Source organism: Actinotalea sp. Marseille-Q4924, from assembly GCF_916618755.1.
Taxonomy (GTDB): Bacteria; Actinomycetota; Actinomycetes; order Actinomycetales; family Cellulomonadaceae; genus Actinotalea.
Map to the genome: position 1 here is coordinate 179,146 of NZ_CAKAKB010000004.1, position 17,827 is coordinate 196,972.

17 protein-coding genes and 1 tRNA gene are annotated in these 17,827 nt (G+C 75.6%); 11 read left to right on the top strand and 7 right to left on the bottom strand.

The features are described from left to right. Positions 1–54: 54 nt before the first annotated feature. Positions 55–1,494 (top strand): cysteine--tRNA ligase, encoded by a 1,440-nt coding sequence (cysS, locus tag LG379_RS13620; protein ID WP_225755134.1) that lies wholly within the window; start codon positions 55–57, stop codon positions 1,492–1,494. Continuing rightward, positions 1,494–2,516, top strand: coding sequence for a 23S rRNA (guanosine(2251)-2'-O)-methyltransferase RlmB (gene rlmB, locus LG379_RS13625; RefSeq protein WP_225755135.1), 1,023 nt, complete (start codon positions 1,494–1,496; stop codon positions 2,514–2,516). Before cysS ends, rlmB begins: the two co-directional genes overlap by 1 nt. On the opposite strand, the gene LG379_RS13630 is transcribed toward rlmB, so the two are convergent. Further along, entirely contained in the window at positions 2,483–3,205 is a 723-nt protein-coding gene (locus LG379_RS13630; RefSeq protein ID WP_225755136.1) for an MBL fold metallo-hydrolase, read from the bottom strand. The genes rlmB and LG379_RS13630 overlap by 34 nt on opposite strands. 82 nt (positions 3,206–3,287) lie before the next feature. Between LG379_RS13630 and LG379_RS13635 the strand changes: the two genes are divergently transcribed. Continuing rightward, complete coding sequence (locus tag LG379_RS13635; protein WP_225755137.1) at positions 3,288–3,860, top strand: TetR/AcrR family transcriptional regulator; 573 nt, start codon at positions 3,288–3,290, stop codon at positions 3,858–3,860. A 5-nt stretch (positions 3,861–3,865) separates the two neighbouring features. Here the strand turns inward: LG379_RS13635 and LG379_RS13640 are convergent, their stop codons facing one another. The 4 genes from LG379_RS13640 to LG379_RS13655 all read right to left on the bottom strand — a co-directional run bounded on the left by LG379_RS13640 (position 3,866) and on the right by LG379_RS13655 (position 8,841). Beyond that, a complete protein-coding gene (locus LG379_RS13640; protein WP_225755138.1) occupies positions 3,866–5,113 on the bottom strand; it encodes a DUF4032 domain-containing protein in 1,248 nt (415 codons plus the stop codon). A gap of 105 nt (positions 5,114–5,218) precedes the next feature. Further along, positions 5,219–6,346 (bottom strand): ABC transporter ATP-binding protein, encoded by a 1,128-nt coding sequence (locus LG379_RS13645; protein ID WP_225755139.1) that lies wholly within the window; start codon positions 6,344–6,346, stop codon positions 5,219–5,221. A 240-nt stretch (positions 6,347–6,586) separates the two neighbouring features. Further along, positions 6,587–7,381, bottom strand: a complete 795-nt coding sequence (otsB, locus tag LG379_RS13650; protein WP_370634526.1) for a trehalose-phosphatase — start codon at positions 7,379–7,381, stop codon at positions 6,587–6,589. After that, on the bottom strand, positions 7,378–8,841 hold the full coding sequence (locus LG379_RS13655; protein WP_225755140.1) for a trehalose-6-phosphate synthase: 1,464 nt from the start codon (positions 8,839–8,841) through the stop codon (positions 7,378–7,380). Before LG379_RS13655 ends, otsB begins: the two co-directional genes overlap by 4 nt. A gap of 167 nt (positions 8,842–9,008) precedes the next feature. Here LG379_RS13655 and LG379_RS13660 point away from each other — a divergent pair, with 167 nt between their 5' ends. The 5 genes from LG379_RS13660 (at position 9,009) to LG379_RS13680 (ending at position 13,348) form a co-directional block, all read left to right on the top strand. After that, entirely contained in the window at positions 9,009–10,793 is a 1,785-nt protein-coding gene (locus tag LG379_RS13660) for a serine/threonine-protein kinase (RefSeq protein ID WP_225755141.1), read from the top strand. 154 nt (positions 10,794–10,947) lie between these two features. Continuing rightward, positions 10,948–11,457 (top strand): hypothetical protein, encoded by a 510-nt coding sequence (locus LG379_RS13665; protein ID WP_225755142.1) that lies wholly within the window; start codon positions 10,948–10,950, stop codon positions 11,455–11,457. 104 nt (positions 11,458–11,561) lie between these two features. After that, on the top strand, positions 11,562–12,437 hold the full coding sequence (locus tag LG379_RS13670; protein WP_225755143.1) for a thioredoxin domain-containing protein: 876 nt from the start codon (positions 11,562–11,564) through the stop codon (positions 12,435–12,437). 2 nt (positions 12,438–12,439) lie between these two features. Then, the gene (locus LG379_RS13675) at positions 12,440–13,195 is read left to right on the top strand and encodes a vitamin K epoxide reductase family protein (protein WP_225755144.1); all 756 of its coding nucleotides are present in this window, start codon (positions 12,440–12,442) and stop codon (positions 13,193–13,195) included. Positions 13,196–13,276: 81 nt separating this feature from the next. After that, positions 13,277–13,348 (top strand) — tRNA-Thr (locus LG379_RS13680). 58 nt (positions 13,349–13,406) lie between these two features. On the opposite strand, the gene LG379_RS13685 is transcribed toward LG379_RS13680, so the two are convergent. After that, positions 13,407–14,306, bottom strand: a complete 900-nt coding sequence (locus tag LG379_RS13685) for an SGNH/GDSL hydrolase family protein (protein WP_370634527.1) — start codon at positions 14,304–14,306, stop codon at positions 13,407–13,409. A gap of 129 nt (positions 14,307–14,435) precedes the next feature. Beyond that, positions 14,436–15,152, bottom strand: a complete 717-nt coding sequence (locus LG379_RS13690) for a uracil-DNA glycosylase (protein WP_225755145.1) — start codon at positions 15,150–15,152, stop codon at positions 14,436–14,438. 85 nt (positions 15,153–15,237) lie between these two features. Between LG379_RS13690 and LG379_RS13695 the strand changes: the two genes are divergently transcribed. The 3 genes from LG379_RS13695 (at position 15,238) to LG379_RS13705 (ending at position 17,752) form a co-directional block, all read left to right on the top strand. Then, positions 15,238–15,564, top strand: coding sequence for a DUF3263 domain-containing protein (locus LG379_RS13695; RefSeq protein WP_225755146.1), 327 nt, complete (start codon positions 15,238–15,240; stop codon positions 15,562–15,564). 31 nt (positions 15,565–15,595) lie between these two features. Next, entirely contained in the window at positions 15,596–16,216 is a 621-nt protein-coding gene (locus LG379_RS13700) for a LytR C-terminal domain-containing protein (protein ID WP_225755147.1), read from the top strand. A gap of 63 nt (positions 16,217–16,279) precedes the next feature. Next, a complete protein-coding gene (locus tag LG379_RS13705) occupies positions 16,280–17,752 on the top strand; it encodes an NAD(P)/FAD-dependent oxidoreductase (RefSeq protein ID WP_225755148.1) in 1,473 nt (490 codons plus the stop codon). The last annotated feature ends 75 nt before the right edge of the window (positions 17,753–17,827 follow it).

Sequence of the window (17,827 nt, forward strand, 5' to 3'; positions counted from 1 at the left end):
CCCACGTCCAGGGTCGAGGGTCCCTGGGACCCGGCCCGCCGGTACCCTTGCGCGGTGACCCTCCAGCTCTTCGACACGGCGACGCGCGGCCTGCGCGAGCTCGTCCCGCTGCGCGCCGGGCGGGTCGGCATGTACGTGTGCGGCGCGACGGTGCAGAGCTCGCCCCACATCGGTCACGTCCGCATGGCGGTGGCGTTCGACGTCCTCGTCCGCTGGCTGGGGCGCAGCGGGTACGACGTCACCCTCATCCGCAACGTCACCGACATCGACGACAAGATCCTGGCGCGCTCCGCCGAGGCCGGCGTCCCCTGGTGGGCGTGGGCGCAGCGGCACGAGCGCGAGTTCACGGCGGCCTACGACACCCTGGGCGTCCTGCCGCCGACGTACGAGCCCCGCGCCACGGGCCACGTCACGGAGATGGTCGAGCTCATGGAGCGGCTCGTCGAGCGCGGGCACGCCTACGTCACCGGCCCGGGGGACGTGTGGTTCGACGTCCGCTCCTGGTCGGAGTACGGCTCGCTGACGAACCAGCGCCCCGAGGACCTGCCGCCCGCGCCCGACGACGACGGCGGCGCGGGCGACGGCCCGGCGAAGCGCGACCCCCGGGACTTCGCGCTGTGGAAGGGCGTCAAGGGGTCGGACCCGTCCGGCGCCGCGTGGCCCACCCCGTTCGGGCGGGGCCGTCCCGGCTGGCACCTCGAGTGCTCCGCGATGGCACAGCGGTACCTGGGCGAGGCCTTCGACATCCACGGCGGCGGCCTGGACCTGCGGTTCCCGCACCACGAGAACGAGCAGGCCCAGTCCCGCGCCGCCGGGTACGGCTTCGCCTCCATGTGGCTGCACAGCGCGTGGGTCACCCAGGGCGGGGCCAAGATGAGCAAGTCGCTCGGCAACTCCCTGCTCGTGTCCACGCTGCTGGAGCAGGCCGCGCCCGTGGTCCTGCGCTACGCGCTCGCCTCGGTGCACTACCGCTCGATGCTGGAGTGGACCGACGAGACGGTGCACGAGGCCGAGGCCACCTGGGTCCGTCTGGCCGGCTTCGTCGCGCGCGCGCAGGAGCGCGTGGGCACGCCGACCTTCGACGACGTCGCGGCGGCCGGGCTCCCCGCGGCGTTCGTGGCCGCGATGGACGACGACCTCAACGTCTCCGCAGCCCTGGCCGTCGTGCACGAGCACCTGCGGGCGGGCAACACCGCGCTGGCGGAGGGCGCCGACGACGCCGTCGTCCGAGCCGCCCTGGTGGCGGTGCGGGCGATGCTGGACGTGCTCGGGCTCGACCCGGCGCGCTGGGCCGCCGCGGACGGCGACGGCCGGGCGGCACGAGCCCTGGACGCCCTGGTCCAGGCGGAGCTCGACGCGCGCGCCCAGGCGCGCGCCACGAAGGACTGGACGACCGCCGACGCCGTCCGCGACCGCCTCGCGGCGGCCGGTGTCGTCGTGCAGGACTCACCCACCGGCGCGCGCTGGGCGCTCGCCACCGATCTGGAGGACTGATGGCCGGCAACTCCCAGCGTCGCGGCGCGACGCGCAAGCCCGGCAGCAAGAAGGGCGCCACCGCCGGCACCGGTGGCAAGAACCGGCGCGCGCTGGAGGGCAAGGGGCCGACGCCGAAGGCCGAGGACCGGCCGTACCACGTCGCCGCCAAGCGCAAGGCCGCTCAGGAGCGGCAGGAGCGCAAGGACGCCAGGACCGGCACGGGAGAGCGCCGGACGTCCGGGGCGCCCGCGGGCCGCTCGACGACGCCGGCGGCCCGCCGGCGCCGCGAGGTCGGTGGCGTGGAGATCGTCTCCGGGCGCAACTCCGTCGTCGAGGCGCTGCGGGCGGGCGTGCCCTGCGACGGCGTCTGGGTGGCGCGCAGCATCGAGGGGGACGAGCGCACGCGCGAGATCCTCAAGACCGCCTCGGACAAGGGGCTGCCGATCCTCGAGGTGACCAAGGCCGAGCTCGACCGCCTCACCGACGGCCTGGTCCACCAGGGCGTCGCCATGCAGGTCCCCGAGTACCGCTACGTCGACCTCGACCGCATCCTGGCGCGGGCCGAGCGGGCGGGGGAGCCGCCCCTCGTCGTCGCGCTCGACGGCATCACCGACCCCCGCAACCTCGGGGCGGTGCTGCGCTCCGCCGGGGCCTTCGGGGCGCACGGCGTCGTGGTGCCGGAGCGGCGGGCCGCCGGCGTCACCGCGGCCGCCTGGAAGGTCTCCGCCGGTGCGGCGGCCCGCGTGCCCGTGGCGCGCGTGACGAACCTCGTCCGGGCGCTGGAGGAGCTGCGGCGCGACGGCTGCTTCGTCGTCGGCCTCGACGCCGGGGGCACGACCGCGGTGGCCGACCTGCACGTGGCGACCGACCCCGTCGTCCTCGTCGTCGGCTCCGAGGGCAAGGGCCTGGGGCGGCTCGTGCGGGAGACCTGCGACGTCATCGCCTCGATCCCCATCCGGGAGGCCGTCGAGTCCCTCAACGCCGGTGTCGCGGCCGGCGTCAGCCTCTACGAGGTCGCGCGGATCCGCTCGCGCACCTGACGGACCACGGCGGCGGTGCCGGCGTCGGACGGCGCCCCGTGGCCAGGCAGGACCCAGCGCGCGTCCAGGGCCCGGAGCCGGTCCAGGCTCGCCAGCGCCTGCGCGGGGTCGTCCGTGAAGGGCGCAGCCTGTGCGCCGGTCCGGCCGGTGAGGACGTGGCGCGTCGTCAGGGCGTCACCGACCATGACCGCGTCGACCGCCGGGACGTGGACCGCGACGCTGCCGGGCGAGTGGCCCGGCAGGGCGACGACCCGCGGCCGGCCGGGCAGGTCGAGGACGTCGCCGTCGGCGACCTCCTGGACCTCCCGGACGTACGTCGTCCGGAGACCTCCGTGGGTGGCGGCGTAGGCCAGGAACTGGCCGGTCGGACGCAGGCGCCAGCTGCCCCAGTGGGCGTGAGGACGCTCCTCGCCGCGGGCCCGGGCGGCGTCGTCGGCGTGGACGAGGACCGGGACGCCGTGCTCGCGCCGCAGGCGCTCGGCGAAGCCCAGGTGGTCGGTGTCCCCGTGGGTCAGCACGACCCCGCGGACGTCGGCCAGGGTGCGGCCCGCGTCGGCGAGCTCGCGCACGAGGGCCCGCCAGTGCCCGCTCAGCCCGGCGTCGACCACGGTGACGCCGTCGTCCGCCAGGACGAGGTACGCGGCGACGAGGTCGTTGCCGATGCGACGCAGGGACGGGGTGATCTGCACGGTTGCCTCCGTGTGCCGGACGGGTGATGATGGCTAATGTAACTAGCCATGAAGGCTATGTGCAATAGCATACGGAGGTCCGATGCCCGCACCGCAGCGCACGTCCCTCGCCGCCATCCGGCGTGCGGCGGCGGAGCTCCTCGAGGCCGACGGTCCCGGCGGACTCACCATGCAGGCGGTCGCGGAGCGGGTCGGCGTCCGCGCGCCGTCGTTGTACAAGCACGTGCCGGGCAGGGACGCCCTGGTCAGGCTCGTCGCCGAGGACGCCGCCACCGAGCTGGGCGTCGCGCTCGAGGCCGCCGCCCCGCCGGGCACCACGCCCCGGGACGGGCTCGAGGCTGCGGCGAGCGCCCTGCGCCGGTTCGCCCACGCGCGGCCGGCCGCCTTCCGCCTCGTCCTCAGCCCGGGTGCGGAGGGGACGCGGCCCGACCCGGAGGTCTCGCGACGGGCGGCCGCGACGGTCCTGCGCCTCGCCGCCGAGCTGGCCGGGCCGCAGCAGGCCCTCCCGGCCGCGCGGACGATCACCGCGTGGGCGAGCGGGTTCGTGGCGATGGAGCTCGCTGACGCCTTCCGGATGGGCGGCGACGTCGACGCGGCGTTCACGTTCGGGGTCGACGCGCTCGCGCGGGCCCTCGCGCAGCCGTCGCAGACCTGACGGCGTCAGTCCCGGACGACGGGCAGCACAGCCGTGTCGGTGACGCCGAGGATCGACTTCTCGTCCGGGCGCTGCCGCAGCACCTTCTCGACGTAGCTGGCCACGGCCTCCGGCAACGGGACGTCCCGGCCCTGCTCGCTGGAGATGTACCAGCGGTGGTCGAGGATCTCGTGGAACATCTGCGCGGGCTCCAGCTTGCCGCGCAGCTCGCGCGGCACGGCACGCACCGCCGGCTCGAAGACCGTCGTCAGCCAGTCGTGCGCGACGAACTCCTCCTCCTCGCCCTGCCGGTCGGTGGCGGCGGCGTAGGAGTCGAGGTCGTTGAGCATGCGGCGGGCCTGGTTCTCCTGGACGTCCAGGCCCGTCAGCCGCATGAGGCGACGGGAGTGGTGGCCGGCGTCGACGACCTTCGGCTGGATGTGCACCGTGGTCCCGTCCACGTCCGTCGTGATGTCGAGCTCGCCCACGTCGAAGCCCAGCCGGTTGAGCTGCTCGATCCGGGCGGCCACGCGCCAGCGCTCACCCGTGCTGAACGACTCCGCGCCCGTGAGCGTGTCCCACAGGTCCGTGTAGCGCTCGACGAGCGCGGCGCCGATCGCGATCGTGTCGACGTCGGGCTCGAGCAGCTCGCCGGCCTCGAGGTCCATGAGCTCGCCGATGATGTTGACCCGCGCCACCTCGAGGTCGTAGGCGCGCTGGCCGTCGGAGAGGCGGTCGTGCAGGTCGCCGGTCTCCGCGTCGACGAGGTACGCCGCGAAGGTCTCGGCGTCCCGGCGGAAGAGGGTGTTGGACAGCGACACGTCGCCCCAGTAGAAGCCGGTGAGGTGCAGCCGGACCAGGAGCACCGCGAGCGCGTCGACGAGCCGGGTGATCGTGTCGGGCCGCAGCTGCTGGCTGAAGAGCGCCCGGTAGGGCAGCGAGAACTGCAGGTGCTGGGTGACCAGGCACGTCTCGAGCCGCTCGCCGTCGGCGTCCCGGCGGCCGTTCACGACGCCGACCGGCACGACGCTCGGCACGCGCAGCCGCTGCAGGGCGCGCAGGAGCTCGTACTCGCGGAACGCGACCGTCTCGCCGATCTCCTTGACGGCGATGACCCGGCCGGACATCTTGACGAAGCGCACGACGTGGCGCGAGATGCCGCGGGGGAGCGCCGCCAGCACCTTGTCGGGCCACTCCTCCAGGGGCACGTCCCACGGCAGGTCCAGGAGGGCGGGGTCCGGGGCGGCGGCGGTGATCTGCAGCGACTGCGGCACGGCGGTGTCCTCGGTGTGCTGGGCGCCCGGAGGGCGGCGCGGTGCGGAAGACACGAAGGGGCGGACGGCCGGAGCCGCCCGCCCCTTCGCGGGTGATGCAGGAGGTCAGACGGCGATGCGCTGACCGGTGGAGGCGGAGAACGCGTGGCGCTCACCGGGACGGACGGCCACCCAGACGGTGTCGCCCTTGCGCGGGACCTGACGCGGGTCGACGCGGACGATGATCTGCGCGTCGCCGGCGCCGGAGTGCATCTCGCGGGCCTCGGCGCCTGCGTTGGCGAGGGCGCCGTAGACGAAGGCGTCCGAACCGAGCTCCTCGACGAGGTTGACCTCGACGGGGATGGCGCCGTCCTGCGCCTGGGTCACGACGTCGAGCGACTCCGGGCGGAAGCCGATCGTGATGTGGCCCTTGTCCTCCGCCGTGATGGCCGAGAGGACCGAGCGCTCGAGCGGGATGCGGGTCTGCCCGAGCTGCGCGGCACCGTCGGCGACGCGGAACGAGCCGATGTTCATCGCCGGGGAGCCGATGAAGCCCGCGACGAAGACGTTGGACGGGGTGTCGTACATGTCGCGCGGCGTGCCGACCTGCTGCAGGAGCCCGTCCTTGAGCACGGCGATCCGGTCACCCATGGTGAGGGCCTCGGTCTGGTCGTGCGTGACGTAGACGGTCGTGACGCCGAGGCGGCGCTGCAGCGACGCGATCTGCGTGCGCGTCTGGACGCGGAGCTTGGCGTCGAGGTTCGACAGCGGCTCGTCCATGAGGAACACCTGCGGCTGACGCACGATGGCGCGGCCCATCGCGACACGCTGGCGCTGGCCACCGGAGAGCGCCTTCGGCTTGCGGTCGAGGTACTCGGAGAGGTCGAGGATCTTCGCGGCCTCCTCGACGCGCTTGCGGATGTCCGCCTTGGGCGTGCCCGCGATCTTCAGCGCGAAGCCCATGTTGTCGGCGACGGACATGTGCGGGTACAGCGCGTAGTTCTGGAACACCATCGCGATGTCCCGGTCCTTCGGCTGGACGTCAGTGACGTCGCGGTCACCGATGAGGATGCGCCCGGAGTTGACGTCCTCGAGGCCGGCGAGCATGCGCAGCGACGTGGACTTGCCGCAGCCGGAGGGGCCGACGAGGACGAGGAACTCGCCGTCCTCGATGTGGAGGTTGAGCGCGTCGACCGCGGGGCGGTCGGTGCCCGGGTAGAGCCGGGTCGCGTGGTCGTAGGTGACCGTAGCCATGATGAGGTACTTCCCTTCACCGGCAGGTACGTGCCGGACGATCCGTCGTGAAGTGGATGCGTCGTGCGGGCCTCGTCGACGAGGCCCCGTCCGAGGCGTGGTCCGCTGTGACCCACGTCGCAGACGCGACGGCGCCATCCTGCCACACCTGGTCCGGCGAGGCGCAGGCGTCCGCCGTCCCGGTGACGGCGGACGACGGGCGCGTCGGGCTCCCGCGGGTGACGTGGCGACCGGTGCCGCTCAGGTCAGCGCGTCAGCCAGGCGCGTGAGGAGCTCGGCCATCGCGTCCGGGTCGGCCACGCGGAAGCGGGCGGCGGTCTCACCGTCGCCGACCTTCACCGACACGTCGCCGGGCCGCAGCGTCGCGAAGGCCCGCTCGTCCGTGACGTCGTCCCCGGCGTAGGCGACGACGTCGACCCCCAGCGCCGAGCGCAGGGCCGCCAGGGCGTCGCCCTTGGTCACGTCGAGCACCGACAGCTCGACGACGGCCTTGCCGCGCATCGCGTCGACGCCCTCGCGGTCCCCCAGGGCGAGTGCGTGCTCGGTGAGCCGCGCCGCGGCGTCGCCGTCGGTCACGGTGCGGGTGTGGAGGACGACGGAGGCCGGCTTGTGCTCGACGCGTGCTCCGGGCACGGCCGCCACCGCGCGCTCGAGCGCCGCGGTCAGCTCGGCGAGCAGGCGGGCGCCGGCGGGGTCGATGTCGACCGAGTCGGGCACGACCTCGCCGTCGCGGCGGTGGCCCCGTTCGCCGCCGTGCGAGCCGACCAGGTGCGTCCCCGCGGGGACCTCCGCCTTGGCGGACAGGTCGCCGAGCGCGCGGCCGGAGACGATCGCCAGGTGCAGGCCGGGCACGCCGGCGAGCCGGTCCAGGGCGGTGACCGCCGCGGGGAGGGCCCGGCTGCGCTCCGGGTCGTCCTGCAGCGGGGCGAGGCAGCCGTCGAAGTCCAGCGCGAGGAGCGCCCCGCCGTCGCGGACGGCGGCCACGACCTCCGCGACCGCCCGCGCGGCGTCGTCGGCGCCCGGGACGGCGCTCACAGGGCGCGGCCCGTGGACGGCTCGGACGGTCCCACGTCGCGCGGGCCGAAGGCGTGGGGCGGGTCGTCCATGAGGTGGGACAGGAAGCGGTTCGACCAGCGCGCCACGTCGTCGTGGAGCACGCGCCGGCGCAGCTTGCGCATCCGGCGGCGCTGCTCGGCGGGCTCCATGTGCACGGCGCGCTCGATCGCGTCCTTCATGCCGTCGATGTCGTGCGGGTTGATCATCAGGGCGCCGCCGAGCTCGTCGGCCGCGCCGGTGAACTCGCTGAGCACCAGGACGCCCCGCTCGTCCGTGCAGGCGGCGACGAACTCCTTGGCGACGAGGTTCATCCCGTCGCGCAGGCTCGTGACGAGCATGACGTCGGCCGCCAGGTACAGCGCGGCCATCTCGTCCGGCGGGTAGGAGTGGTGCAGGTAGTAGATGGCCGCGGCACCGATCTGGCCGTGCTCGCCGTTGATGCGGCCGACGAGGAGCTCGACCTCCTCGCGCAGCTGCTGGTAGGCCTCGACGTTCTCCCGGCTGGGGCTCGCCACCTGGACGAGGGCCGCGTCCGGCACCCCGAGCCGACCCTCCTCGAGCAGCTCGCCGAAGGCCTTGATCCGGTGCCGGATGCCCTTCGTGTAGTCCAGGCGGTCCACGCCGAGCAGCAGGACGCGCGGGTCCCCGAGGTCGCGGCGGATCTCCCGCGCACGGGCCCGGACGTCCTCCTGGCGGGCCATGGCGTCGAACCGGGAGGAGTCGATCGAGATGGGGAACGCGGCGGCCCGGACCTCGCGGCCGGCCGCCCCGTCCGCCCCGGGGCAGTGGACGACCTGGCCCTTCGTCGTGAGGTCGGTGAGGCGGCGGACGACCCGCACGAAGTTCCCCGCGTCGCCGGCGCGCTGGAAGCCGATGAGGTCGGCGCCGAGCAGCCCCTCCACGACCTGCCGCCGCCACGGCAGCTGGGCGAAGATCTCCAGCGGGGGGAACGGGATGTGGTGGAAGTAGCCGATGCGCAGGTCCGGCCGGATCTCCCGCAGCAGTGCCGGGACGAGCTGCAGCTGGTAGTCCTGCACCCACACGGTGGCGCCCTCGGCGGCCTGCGCCGCGGCGGCCTCGGCGAAGCGCCGGTTGACCTTGCGGTAGGCGTCCCACCAGCGCCGGTGGAACTCCGGCGGGCTGATGACGTCGTGGTACAGCGGCCACAAGGTGTCGTTGGAGAAGCCCTCGTAGTAGTCGCCGACCTCGGCCTCGCTCAGCGTCACCGGCACCAGGCGCATGTCGTCGCCGTCGAACGGCTCCGCCTCGACGTCCGGCTTGCCCGCCCAGCCGACCCACGCGCCGTCGGCAGCCTGCATGATCGGCTCCAGCGCGCTGACGAGGCCTCCGGGCGAGCGGCTCCAGCTCGTGCTGCCGTCCTCCTCGACGGTGATGTCCACCGGCAGGCGGTTGGCGACGACGACCAGCGCGTAGGTCACGGCATCAGCTCCTCGGGTTCCCACCGAGGGTAACCAAGGCACGGCAAAGCGCGCCGGTCAGAGCACGGCGGGCGGGGGCGAGGCCGACCGTGGCCGGACGCTGCTGCCCGGTGCGCCACCGGGCGCGGCACGCGGCGCCCCGACGCCGCCCCCGCTAGCGTTCCGGCATGGAGCGGATCGGCGTCGTCCCCGGGACGGAGATCGGGGGCTACCGCGTGCTCGGCCCGCTCGGCCGCGGTGGCATGGGGTCGGTCTACCGGGCGGTGGACGCCGACGGGGTGGCCGTCGCGATGAAGGTGCTCCACGCCCACCTGGCGGCCGACGACGCGCACCGCGAGCGGCTGCGTCGCGAGGTGGCGAACCTGCAGCGCGTCCGGCACCCGGCCGTCGCCCGGGTCCTCGACGCGGAGATCGACGCCGACGACGCCTTCGTCGTCACCGAGCTCGTCGAGGGCACGGACCTCGCCGCCCGGGTCCGCGACGGCGGGCCCCTGCCGCCGGCGGCGGTGGGGGACCTGGCCGAACGCCTGCGGGAGGCGCTCGAGGTGGTCCACGACGCCGGGGTGCTGCACCGCGACCTGAGCCCCGGCAACGTCATGCTCAGCCCGCGGGGCCCGGTCCTCATCGACTTCGGCATCGCGCAGACGGTCGAGGACGCCCGGGTGACGGCGACCGGGATGGTCGTGGGGACCCCGGGCTACCTCTCGCCCGAGATGGTGCGGGGCGGCGAGCCGTCGTCGGCGGCCGACTGGTGGGGGTGGGCCGCGGTGCTCGCGTTCGCCGCGACGGGCCGGGCGCCGTTCGGCACGCGACCGCTGGCCGCGGTCCTGGCGCGCGTGGAGTCGGGCGAGGCGGACCTCGCGGGCCTCGACCCGCGGACGGCGGCGGCCCTGCGCTCGGCGCTGGTCGTCGACCCGGCCGCCCGCGCCGAGCCCTCCGCCGTCGTCGCGGAGCTGCGCCGCGCGGCCGGCGGCGACACCGCCGTCGCGGGGGACACCCAGGTGCTCCCGGGCGGGCGGGCGACGCAGGCCGTCCCGACGGCCACCGCCGTGCTGCCGCCCTGGGGGCCGGGTCCGGCTCCGTCGGACGCGGACCGGACCGCCGTGCTCGGCGTCACGGACGCGACGGCCGTCGTGCCGGCCGCCGCCGGGGACGACGACTGGGACACGGCTGACGGGGGCGACGGCTGGGACCGGGCCGACGGGTCGTACGACGACGATCGGGCTGCCGACGGGGCTGACAGTGCCGACGGTGCTGACAATGCCGACGGTGACGCGTTCGAGCCGTTCGACCCCGACGCGCAGGATGAGCCCGTCTCCGAGGAGCCGCCCCCGGTCCGGCGGCGCGCGATCAGCGTCCTCGCGGTGGGCGTCGTGCTCGTGGCGCTCGCGGCGACCCGACCGGTGACCGCGCTGCTCGTCGCGGTGGCCGCGGCCGCCCTGTGCCGGACGGTGGGCGTGGGCGTGCACGCGCTCTACCGGCGGCGCGCCCGGCGCGGCGGCCGACGCGGTGATGCGGCCCGGTCCACCGTGGCCTCCCCGTGGTACCTGCTGCTCGGTGTGCTGGGCGTCGTGCCGGCCGCGGTGGTCGCGGCGAGCACGGTGGTCGTCGTCGGCGGGGTGACCTGGTGGCTGCTCGGCTCGGGGCGCCTCGTCGTCGCCGCGCCCGCCGCCGGGGAGCCGGCAGGGGAGCTGGCCGGCAACGCGGCGTGGGTGACACCGGCCCTGCTCGCCGCGGCGGCCGCCCTCGGGCTGGTGGTGCTGTGGTTCGGCCCCCTCATGCGGACGACCCGGACGGGCGCCCGCTGGGTGCTGCGGGCCGTGGCGCCGGGCGCGGTCGGTGCCACGGTGCTCGTGCTGGTTGCCCTCGCCGCCGCGGCGCTCGTCGTGACGACCTGGTCGGGGACCGAGACGATCTGGTGGCCGCTGCCCGGCCCGCCCGAGCTGCGCTGACACCGTCAGCGCCCGGGGACCGCACCTCCCGAGGACGGCAGCACGTGAGGACGGCAGAGCCAGAGGCGGCAGCCCGGCTCTTGTCCCGGTGCGCGCCGTCACAAAGGTCCGAGGTCCCATGCCGGGTGCCGGGGGCGGCTCGTACCCTGGTCGCATGCACCAGGGGCGACGGGGCACGGCGGGCGTCCGCCGCGCGCCCGCGCGCCTCGTCGTGGCCTGGCTCGCCCTGCTCGCCGGCGTGGCGACGCTCGCCGCCCAGGCGCCCGTCCTCGTCCACCGCTGCCTGCCGGCGGACGGGCTGACCGGGGCGCTCGGCATCCGGCTCGCGCTGCTGCGGCCCGACGTCGACTGCCCGTCCGGCACCCTCGCGGTCGGCGCGGAGCCGGGGCAGGCCATGGGTCTGCTCGTGCTCGTCACCGTGCCGGTCGTCGTCGCGCACGCCCTCAGCCTGCTCGCCGCGGCGTGCGTCGTCGCCGGTGCCGGGCTGCTGCTGCGCGCCGTCGGCGCGCTCTCCGGCGCCGTCGTGCCGACCGTGCCCGGTGTGCCGCGCGTCGTGGTCGACCGGGCCCGCGCCGTGGTCGCGAGCGTCGTCAGCCGCGTCGTCCGCCCGGTGCTCGACACGGCGGTCCTGCGCCGCGGCCCACCGGCGCTCGTCGGCGCCTGAGCCCTGACGTCCCGCACGTCGACCGCCCCCGGGCGGGCGCTCACGCCCCGCGCCCCGCGCCCCGTCCCGCCCGACGCCCCGCGTCCCCAGTCACCGAGGTCACCATGTCCAGCACCAAGCCCACCCGTACCCAGCGTGAGGAGGCGCGCGCGATCGCCGAGCGCCTCCACCAGGAGCAGCAGTCCGCCGAGGCCCGCCGCCAGCGCACGATCCTCATCTCGCTGCTCGTCGTCGGCCTCGTCGTCATCGGCGGCGTCGTCGCGTTCATCTTCGCCAACGCCGGCAGCACGACGTCCTCGACGGTCGACGTGCCTGACCTCAGCGACGCCGAGGACCCCTTCGAGGGCATCGCCGCCCCGCAGGGCGCGACGGACGACGGCGCGATCGTCGTCGGCCCGGACGGCGTGGCCGGCTCCGCCGAGGGCGCGGACGCCGACGCGGTGACCGTCAAGGTCTACTCCGACTTCCTGTGCCCCTTCTGCCAGATGTTCGAGCAGACGAACGGCCCGGTCCTCGAGGAGCTGCGGGCCGCCGGGGACGTCGTCAGCGAGTACCACCTCGTCTCGATCCTCGACCGCGCCGCCGCGGGCTCGCAGTACTCCACCCGGGCCGCCGCTGCCGCCGCGCTCGTCGCCGACCAGGCGCCGGAGGCGTTCGTGGACCTCGTCGACGCGCTGTTCGCGAACCAGCCCGCCGAGGGCGTCGCCGGCCTCACGGACGCGCAGATCGCCGAGCTCGCCCGGGAGGCCGGCGTCGCCGAGGACGTCGCGGCACAGATCGAGGACGGCAGCTACGCGACCGGTGAGGACTCGTTCGTGCCGTGGGTGGCCGCGGTGACCGAGCAGGCCTCGCGCGACCTGCCGCGGCTCGCCACGCCCGCCGTGCTGCTCGACGGCCAGGACATCGGTGAGGGCGGCCTGGGCGTCGACTGGCGGGTCCCGGGCGCGCTCGCGGCCGCCGTCGAGCAGGTCCGGGGCTGAGCGTGGACCGCGAGGGGGGAGCGGGCGGGTCGGGCGTCCCGGTGGTGACGCAGCGCCCCGGCCCGCCCGTGCCCGACGACGACGGCGGCATCGCGCGCGTGCCGGCCGCCGCCGCGTCGCCGGTCGGCCTGCGGGCCGGCACGGGGCTCGTCGCCGCGCTGTTCCGCATCCGCCACCACAACACGTTCATCTTCACGACCATGCTCGTGTCGGCCTGCGTGAGCCTGCTCGCGTCGTTCGTCCTCTCGGTCGACGCGCTGCGCCTCGCGGAGGACCCGGGCCTGGCCCTGGGCTGCGACATCAACGCGGTCCTGTCCTGCGGCACGGTCGCGCAGTCGTGGCAGGCGCAGCTGTTCGGGTTCCCCAACGCCTTCCTCGGCCTGATCGCCGAGCCGGTGGTCATCACCATCGCGGTGGCGTCGCTCGGCGGCGTGCGGTTCCCGCGGTGGTTCATGTTCTCCGCGCAGGTCGTCTACACGCTCGGCCTGGTGTTCGCGTACTGGCTGTTCGCGCAGTCGACGTTCGTCATCGGCGCGATGTGCCCGTGGTGCCTGCTCGTCACGGTCTCGACGACGCTCGTGTTCACGACGCTCACGCACGTCAACGTCCGCGACGGGAACCTCTACCTGCCGCGGCGGGCGCTGGCCCGCCTGCAGTGGGCGGTGGAGCGGGACGTCGACCTCGTCGTGGTGTGGGCGTGGCTCCTGGGCCTGGCGGTCTTCGTGCTGCTGCGGTACGGCCCGGCGCTCGTCGCCTGAGGTCACGGCCGCCGACGGCGGCGCGCGCCGCCTCCGGGCGAGGGGCGTCGCCGTCGGCGGCTCTGGCACACTTCCTGCGTCGCCGCCTTAGCTCAGTGGTAGAGCACCCGCCTTGTAAGCGGACGGTCGTCGGTTCGAATCCGACAGGCGGCTCTGACCCGCCGGCGGGAGCCACCGGCCGGCACCCGGAGGCGCTCCGCGAGCGGCCGCGTCACTCCTCGTGGACGGGGCCCGGCTGCGGACGCTTGGGGCGGCGCTCGTCCCCCGACGACCGGCCGCGCAGGCGCCGTGTGGCCCACGGGTACACGTGCTCGCGCAGCCACTGGACGTCCTCGCGCACCCGCTCCAGCCGCGGCGAGGGCGGCAGCGGGGTCAGCGGGTCGTCCCACCGGGCGTCGTCCGGCTCGAGCCCCAGGGCGACGAGAGCACCCTGCGCCACCCGGCGGTGACCCTCGGTCGTCAGGTGGATGCGGTCCGGCGCCCACATGCGCCAGTCGCGCAGCGACCGCATCCCCCAGAGGTCGACGACGTGCGCCCCCTGACGCCGCGCGATCGACCAGATGTGCGTGTTGTAGACGGCGACGCGGCTGCGCGTGCGGCTGACCAGCGGGCTGTCCTTGGCGTCGACGCCGGTGCCGAGCAGCACGTCGGCGCCGGACGCGCGGAGCCGGACGACGGCGTCCTCGAGCCGCGTCGCCATGACGTCCGGGTCCGCCGTCGGGCGCAGCATGTCGTTGCCGCCACCGACGAGGCTGACGAGGTCCGCCGCCATGTCGATCGCGGCGGGCACCTGCTCGGCGAGTATCGGGGCGAGGAGCCGGCCGCGGATGGCCAGGTTGGCGTACTCCAGGGGGGCCGCCGGTACCTCGTCGCCGGCGGGCCGCGCGCGGGCCGCCAGGTGCATCGCGAGGAGGTCGGCCCAGCCGCGGCAGGCCTGCGGCGCCGCTGTCCCGGGGGAGCCGCCGTCGGGCAGGTCCCACAGCCCCTCGGTGAACGAGTCGCCCAGGGCGACGTAGCGACGCCACGGGACGGTCGCGCGGGCGGGCGCCGTGCCGAGCGGTCGGTCGAGGGACAGGTGCGGGTCGGCGGGGCCGGAGGGCGTGCGGGTCACGGGCCCAGTCTGCGACGAGCGCGCGGCCCGAGGCACCTCGGCGGGCATCCGCTGACGGCGGGGCACGGGAGGGCGCGCCCACCGGACGGCGACAGGACGCGCCCGGACGCGACAGGCCGCGACGGCGCGTCAGCCGGACGACGCCGCGGCGTCGGTGCCCTGGCCGCGTCCGGCGCGGCCCCAGTCGATGCCCGGCGCCCCCTGCTCGGCGAGGAGGCGGTCGACCGCGGAGAACGGGCGGGAGCCGAAGAAGCCCCGGGAGGCCGACAGCGGGCTCGGGTGGACCCCGGAGACCACGGGCGTGCTGCCGAGGAACGGGCGGACGGTCTGGGCGTCGCGTCCCCACAGGAGCGCGACCAGCGGGCCGCCCCGTTCGGCAAGGGCCCGCACCGCGCGCTCCGTGACGTCCTGCCACCCCAGTCCCCGGTGGGACCCGGGTGCACCCTCGCGCACGGTGAGCACGCGGTTGAGCAGCAGGACGCCCTGCTCGGCCCACGGCTGCAGGTCGCCGGTCGGCCCCGGGGTGGCGCCGACGTCGTCGGCCAGCTCCCGGTAGATGTTCTGCAGCGAGCGCGGGAGGGGCCGCACGTGCGGCGCGACCGAGAACGCGAGGCCGGTGGCGTGACCCGGTGTGGGGTAGGGGTCCTGGCCGACCACGAGCACCCGGACGTCGGCGAGAGGACGGGTGAACGCCCGCAGGACGTCGGCCCCCGCGGGCAGGTAGCGGTGCCCCGCGGCGGTCTCGGCCCGCAGGGCGTCGCCGATGGCGTGGACACGTCCCTCCACGGGCGCCAGGGCCTCCGCCCAGTCCGGTGCGACGAGGTCGGTCAGCGGGCGGGGCGGCACGCCGGCAGCGTAGCGACGTGCAGGCAATGACACCGGTGTGATTCGCCGTCTAGCATGGGCGCGACCGCACCACCTCGGAGGAACTATGCCGACGACCTCGCCCAGCCTGCCGACGCTCGCCGCCCGCGGCGAGGCGACGCCGGACGCTCGCGGGACCTCCGCCGCACTGACCGAGCGGGACGAGCAGGTCCTCGCCTTCGAGCGCCAGTGGTGGAAGTACGCCGGCGCGAAGGAGCAGGCGATCCGCGAGCTGTTCGAGATGTCGGCCACGCGCTACTACCAGGTGCTCAACGCGCTCATCGACTCCCCGGCGGCGCTCGCGCACGACCCGATGCTGGTCAAGCGCCTGCGCCGGATGCGCAGCTCCCGCCAGCGCGCCCGCACCGCGCGTCGTCTCGGCATCGACGGCTGAGGTCGTCGTCCCAGCCGCTAGCCTGACCGGCGTGAAGGGCCACCACGCGTACCCGCCGGACGAGTTCGACGCCGCGGCGCAGGAGGAGCGTCCCCGGGGGGTGCACCGCGCGCCGCGCACCTGGTGGAGCCGGTGGGGTGCGCTCGTGGCCGTCCTCGTGGTCTTCCCCCTCCTGGCGTTCGGCGTCGTGACGTGGCTGTCCGGGTGGGACGGCCTGCAGCAGGACGGGACGGCGGTCGACCAGCCGCAGGCCGAGGTGCCGACCGACGCGGGGGCCACCGAGCCGGACGCGGAGGCCACGGACGGCGCCGGGCAGCCTGTGGAGGAGTCACCTACCGCGGAGCCCACCCCCGAGGCCCCGGCGGCGCCCGAGCCCGACCTCACCGCTCCCGTCGCGGTGCTCAACGCGACGGGGACGTCCGGTCTCGCCGCCGAGGCGGCCGGTGTGCTCGAGGACGCCGGCTTCACCTCGCTCACGACGGGCAACTGGCCCCAGCAGGACCCCCCCGCGTCGGTCGTCCTGTACGCCGACCCCGCGGACGAGGGGACGGCGGGCGAGGTCGCCGCAGCGCTCGGCATCACCGGCGTGCAGCTGTCGGAGGCGGTCGAGGACGTGACCGCGGTGCTGTGGACGGACTACGTCGCGCCGTGACGTGACCGGTCGCGGTCGCGGCCCGGTTCGCACCCGCCTGGCCGCTGCGTGAGGATGGGCGGGATGAGCAACCGGACCGCACTCGACGTCGTCGTCGTCGGCTCCGGGCCCAACGGCCTGGCGGCCGCCGTGACGCTCGCCCGCAGCGGGCTGGCGGTCCAGGTCCTCGAGGCGCAGACGACCGCGGGCGGCGGCGCACGGACCGTCCCGGGGATCGTCGACGGCGTCGTGCACGACCAGTGCAGCGCGGTGCACCCCATGGCGCTCGCGTCACCCTTCTTCCGCCGCTTCGACCTGGCGGGGCGCGGGGTCGAGCTCCTGACGCCCGAGGTGTCGTACGCCCAGCCGCTGCTCGACGGCGACTCGGCGATCGCCTACCGCTCGCTCGACCGGACCGTCGAGCACCTCGGCGTGGACGGTCCGGCCTGGCGGTCCCTCATGGAGCCGCTGGTCGACCGTGCCGACGGCGTCGTGGAGTTCGTGCTGGGTGATCACCGCCGGCTCCCGCGGGACCTCGTGGCGGCGGTCGCGTTCGGGCTGCGCGTCCTCGAGCAGGGCCTGGCGGCGACGTGGGACCGCCGGTTCCGCGAGGGCCGTGCGCCCGCGCTCATCACCGGTGTGGCGTCCCACGCGATCACGCCGCTGCCCTCGGTGCCCGCCGCCGGCACGGCACTGCTGCTCGGTGCGCTCGGCCACGCCACCGGGTGGTGCATCCCGCGCGGCGGGACGCAGGTCATCACCGACGCGCTGCTGGCGGACCTGGCCCGGCACGGCGGGGTCCTCACGACCGGCCACCCGGTGCGCACCGCCGCCGACCTCCCGGCGGCGCGGGCGTACGTCTTCGACACCACGCCCTCGACGGTCGCCGAGGTGCTCGGCGACCGCATGCCGCCACGCTTCGCCCGCGGCTTCCGGCGCTTCGAGCACGGCAACGCGGCCGCCAAGGTCGACTTCGTCCTGTCCGGACCGGTGCCGTGGTCCTTCCCCGAGGTGGGCCGCGCCGGGACCGTGCACCTCGGCGGCTCACGCCCCGAGATGGCGCGCGCCGAGCACGCCGTCGCGCGCGGCCGGCACGCCGAGCACCCCACGGTGCTGCTGAGCGACCCCGCGGTCGTCGACCCCGGTCGCCTCGGCCCGGGGGGCATCCGTCCGCTGTGGACGTACGCGCACGTCCCGGCGGGGTCCGAGCGCGACATGACCGCGGCGGTGACCGCCGAGATCGAGCGGTTCGCCCCCGGGTTCCGCGACCTCGTCGTGGCCGCGCGGGCGGTGCCCGCGGCACGCATGTCCGTGCACAACGCCAACTACGTGGGCGGGGACATCGCCACCGGCGCCATCACCCTGCGGCGGATGCTCGTCGGGCCCCGCTGGCAGGTGGACCCCTACGCGACCGGCGTCGACGGCGCCTACCTGTGCTCCTCCGCGGCTCCGCCCGGCCCCGGCGTGCACGGCATGGGGGGATGGCACGTGGCGCGGCGGGTGCTGCGGGACCGCTTCGGCATCGCGGTCCCGCCGGACCTCCGGCCGGGCCGCTGAACCGGCGTCGTCCGACGCGCGCGGGTCGTCGGTCCGGCGCTCCGGGGGGTCCGGGCCGCTGACCTGCCGTCCTCC

What these genes read in the sequence shown, in the direction of transcription:
- rlmB (WP_225755135.1), top strand. Translation starts at nt 1,494, where the DNA reads ATGGCCGGCAACTCCCAGCGTCGCGGCGCGACGCGCAAGCCCGGCAGC.
- LG379_RS13695 (WP_225755146.1), top strand. Translation starts at nt 15,238, where the DNA reads ATGCCGACGACCTCGCCCAGCCTGCCGACGCTCGCCGCCCGCGGCGAG.
- LG379_RS13660 (WP_225755141.1), top strand. Translation starts at nt 9,009, where the DNA reads ATGGAGCGGATCGGCGTCGTCCCCGGGACGGAGATCGGGGGCTACCGC.
- LG379_RS13665 (WP_225755142.1), top strand. Translation starts at nt 10,948, where the DNA reads ATGCACCAGGGGCGACGGGGCACGGCGGGCGTCCGCCGCGCGCCCGCG.
- LG379_RS13670 (WP_225755143.1), top strand. Translation starts at nt 11,562, where the DNA reads ATGTCCAGCACCAAGCCCACCCGTACCCAGCGTGAGGAGGCGCGCGCG.
- LG379_RS13635 (WP_225755137.1), top strand. Translation starts at nt 3,288, where the DNA reads ATGCCCGCACCGCAGCGCACGTCCCTCGCCGCCATCCGGCGTGCGGCG.
- LG379_RS13645 (WP_225755139.1), bottom strand. Translation starts at nt 6,346, where the DNA reads ATGGCTACGGTCACCTACGACCACGCGACCCGGCTCTACCCGGGCACC.
- LG379_RS13705 (WP_225755148.1), top strand. Translation starts at nt 16,280, where the DNA reads ATGAGCAACCGGACCGCACTCGACGTCGTCGTCGTCGGCTCCGGGCCC.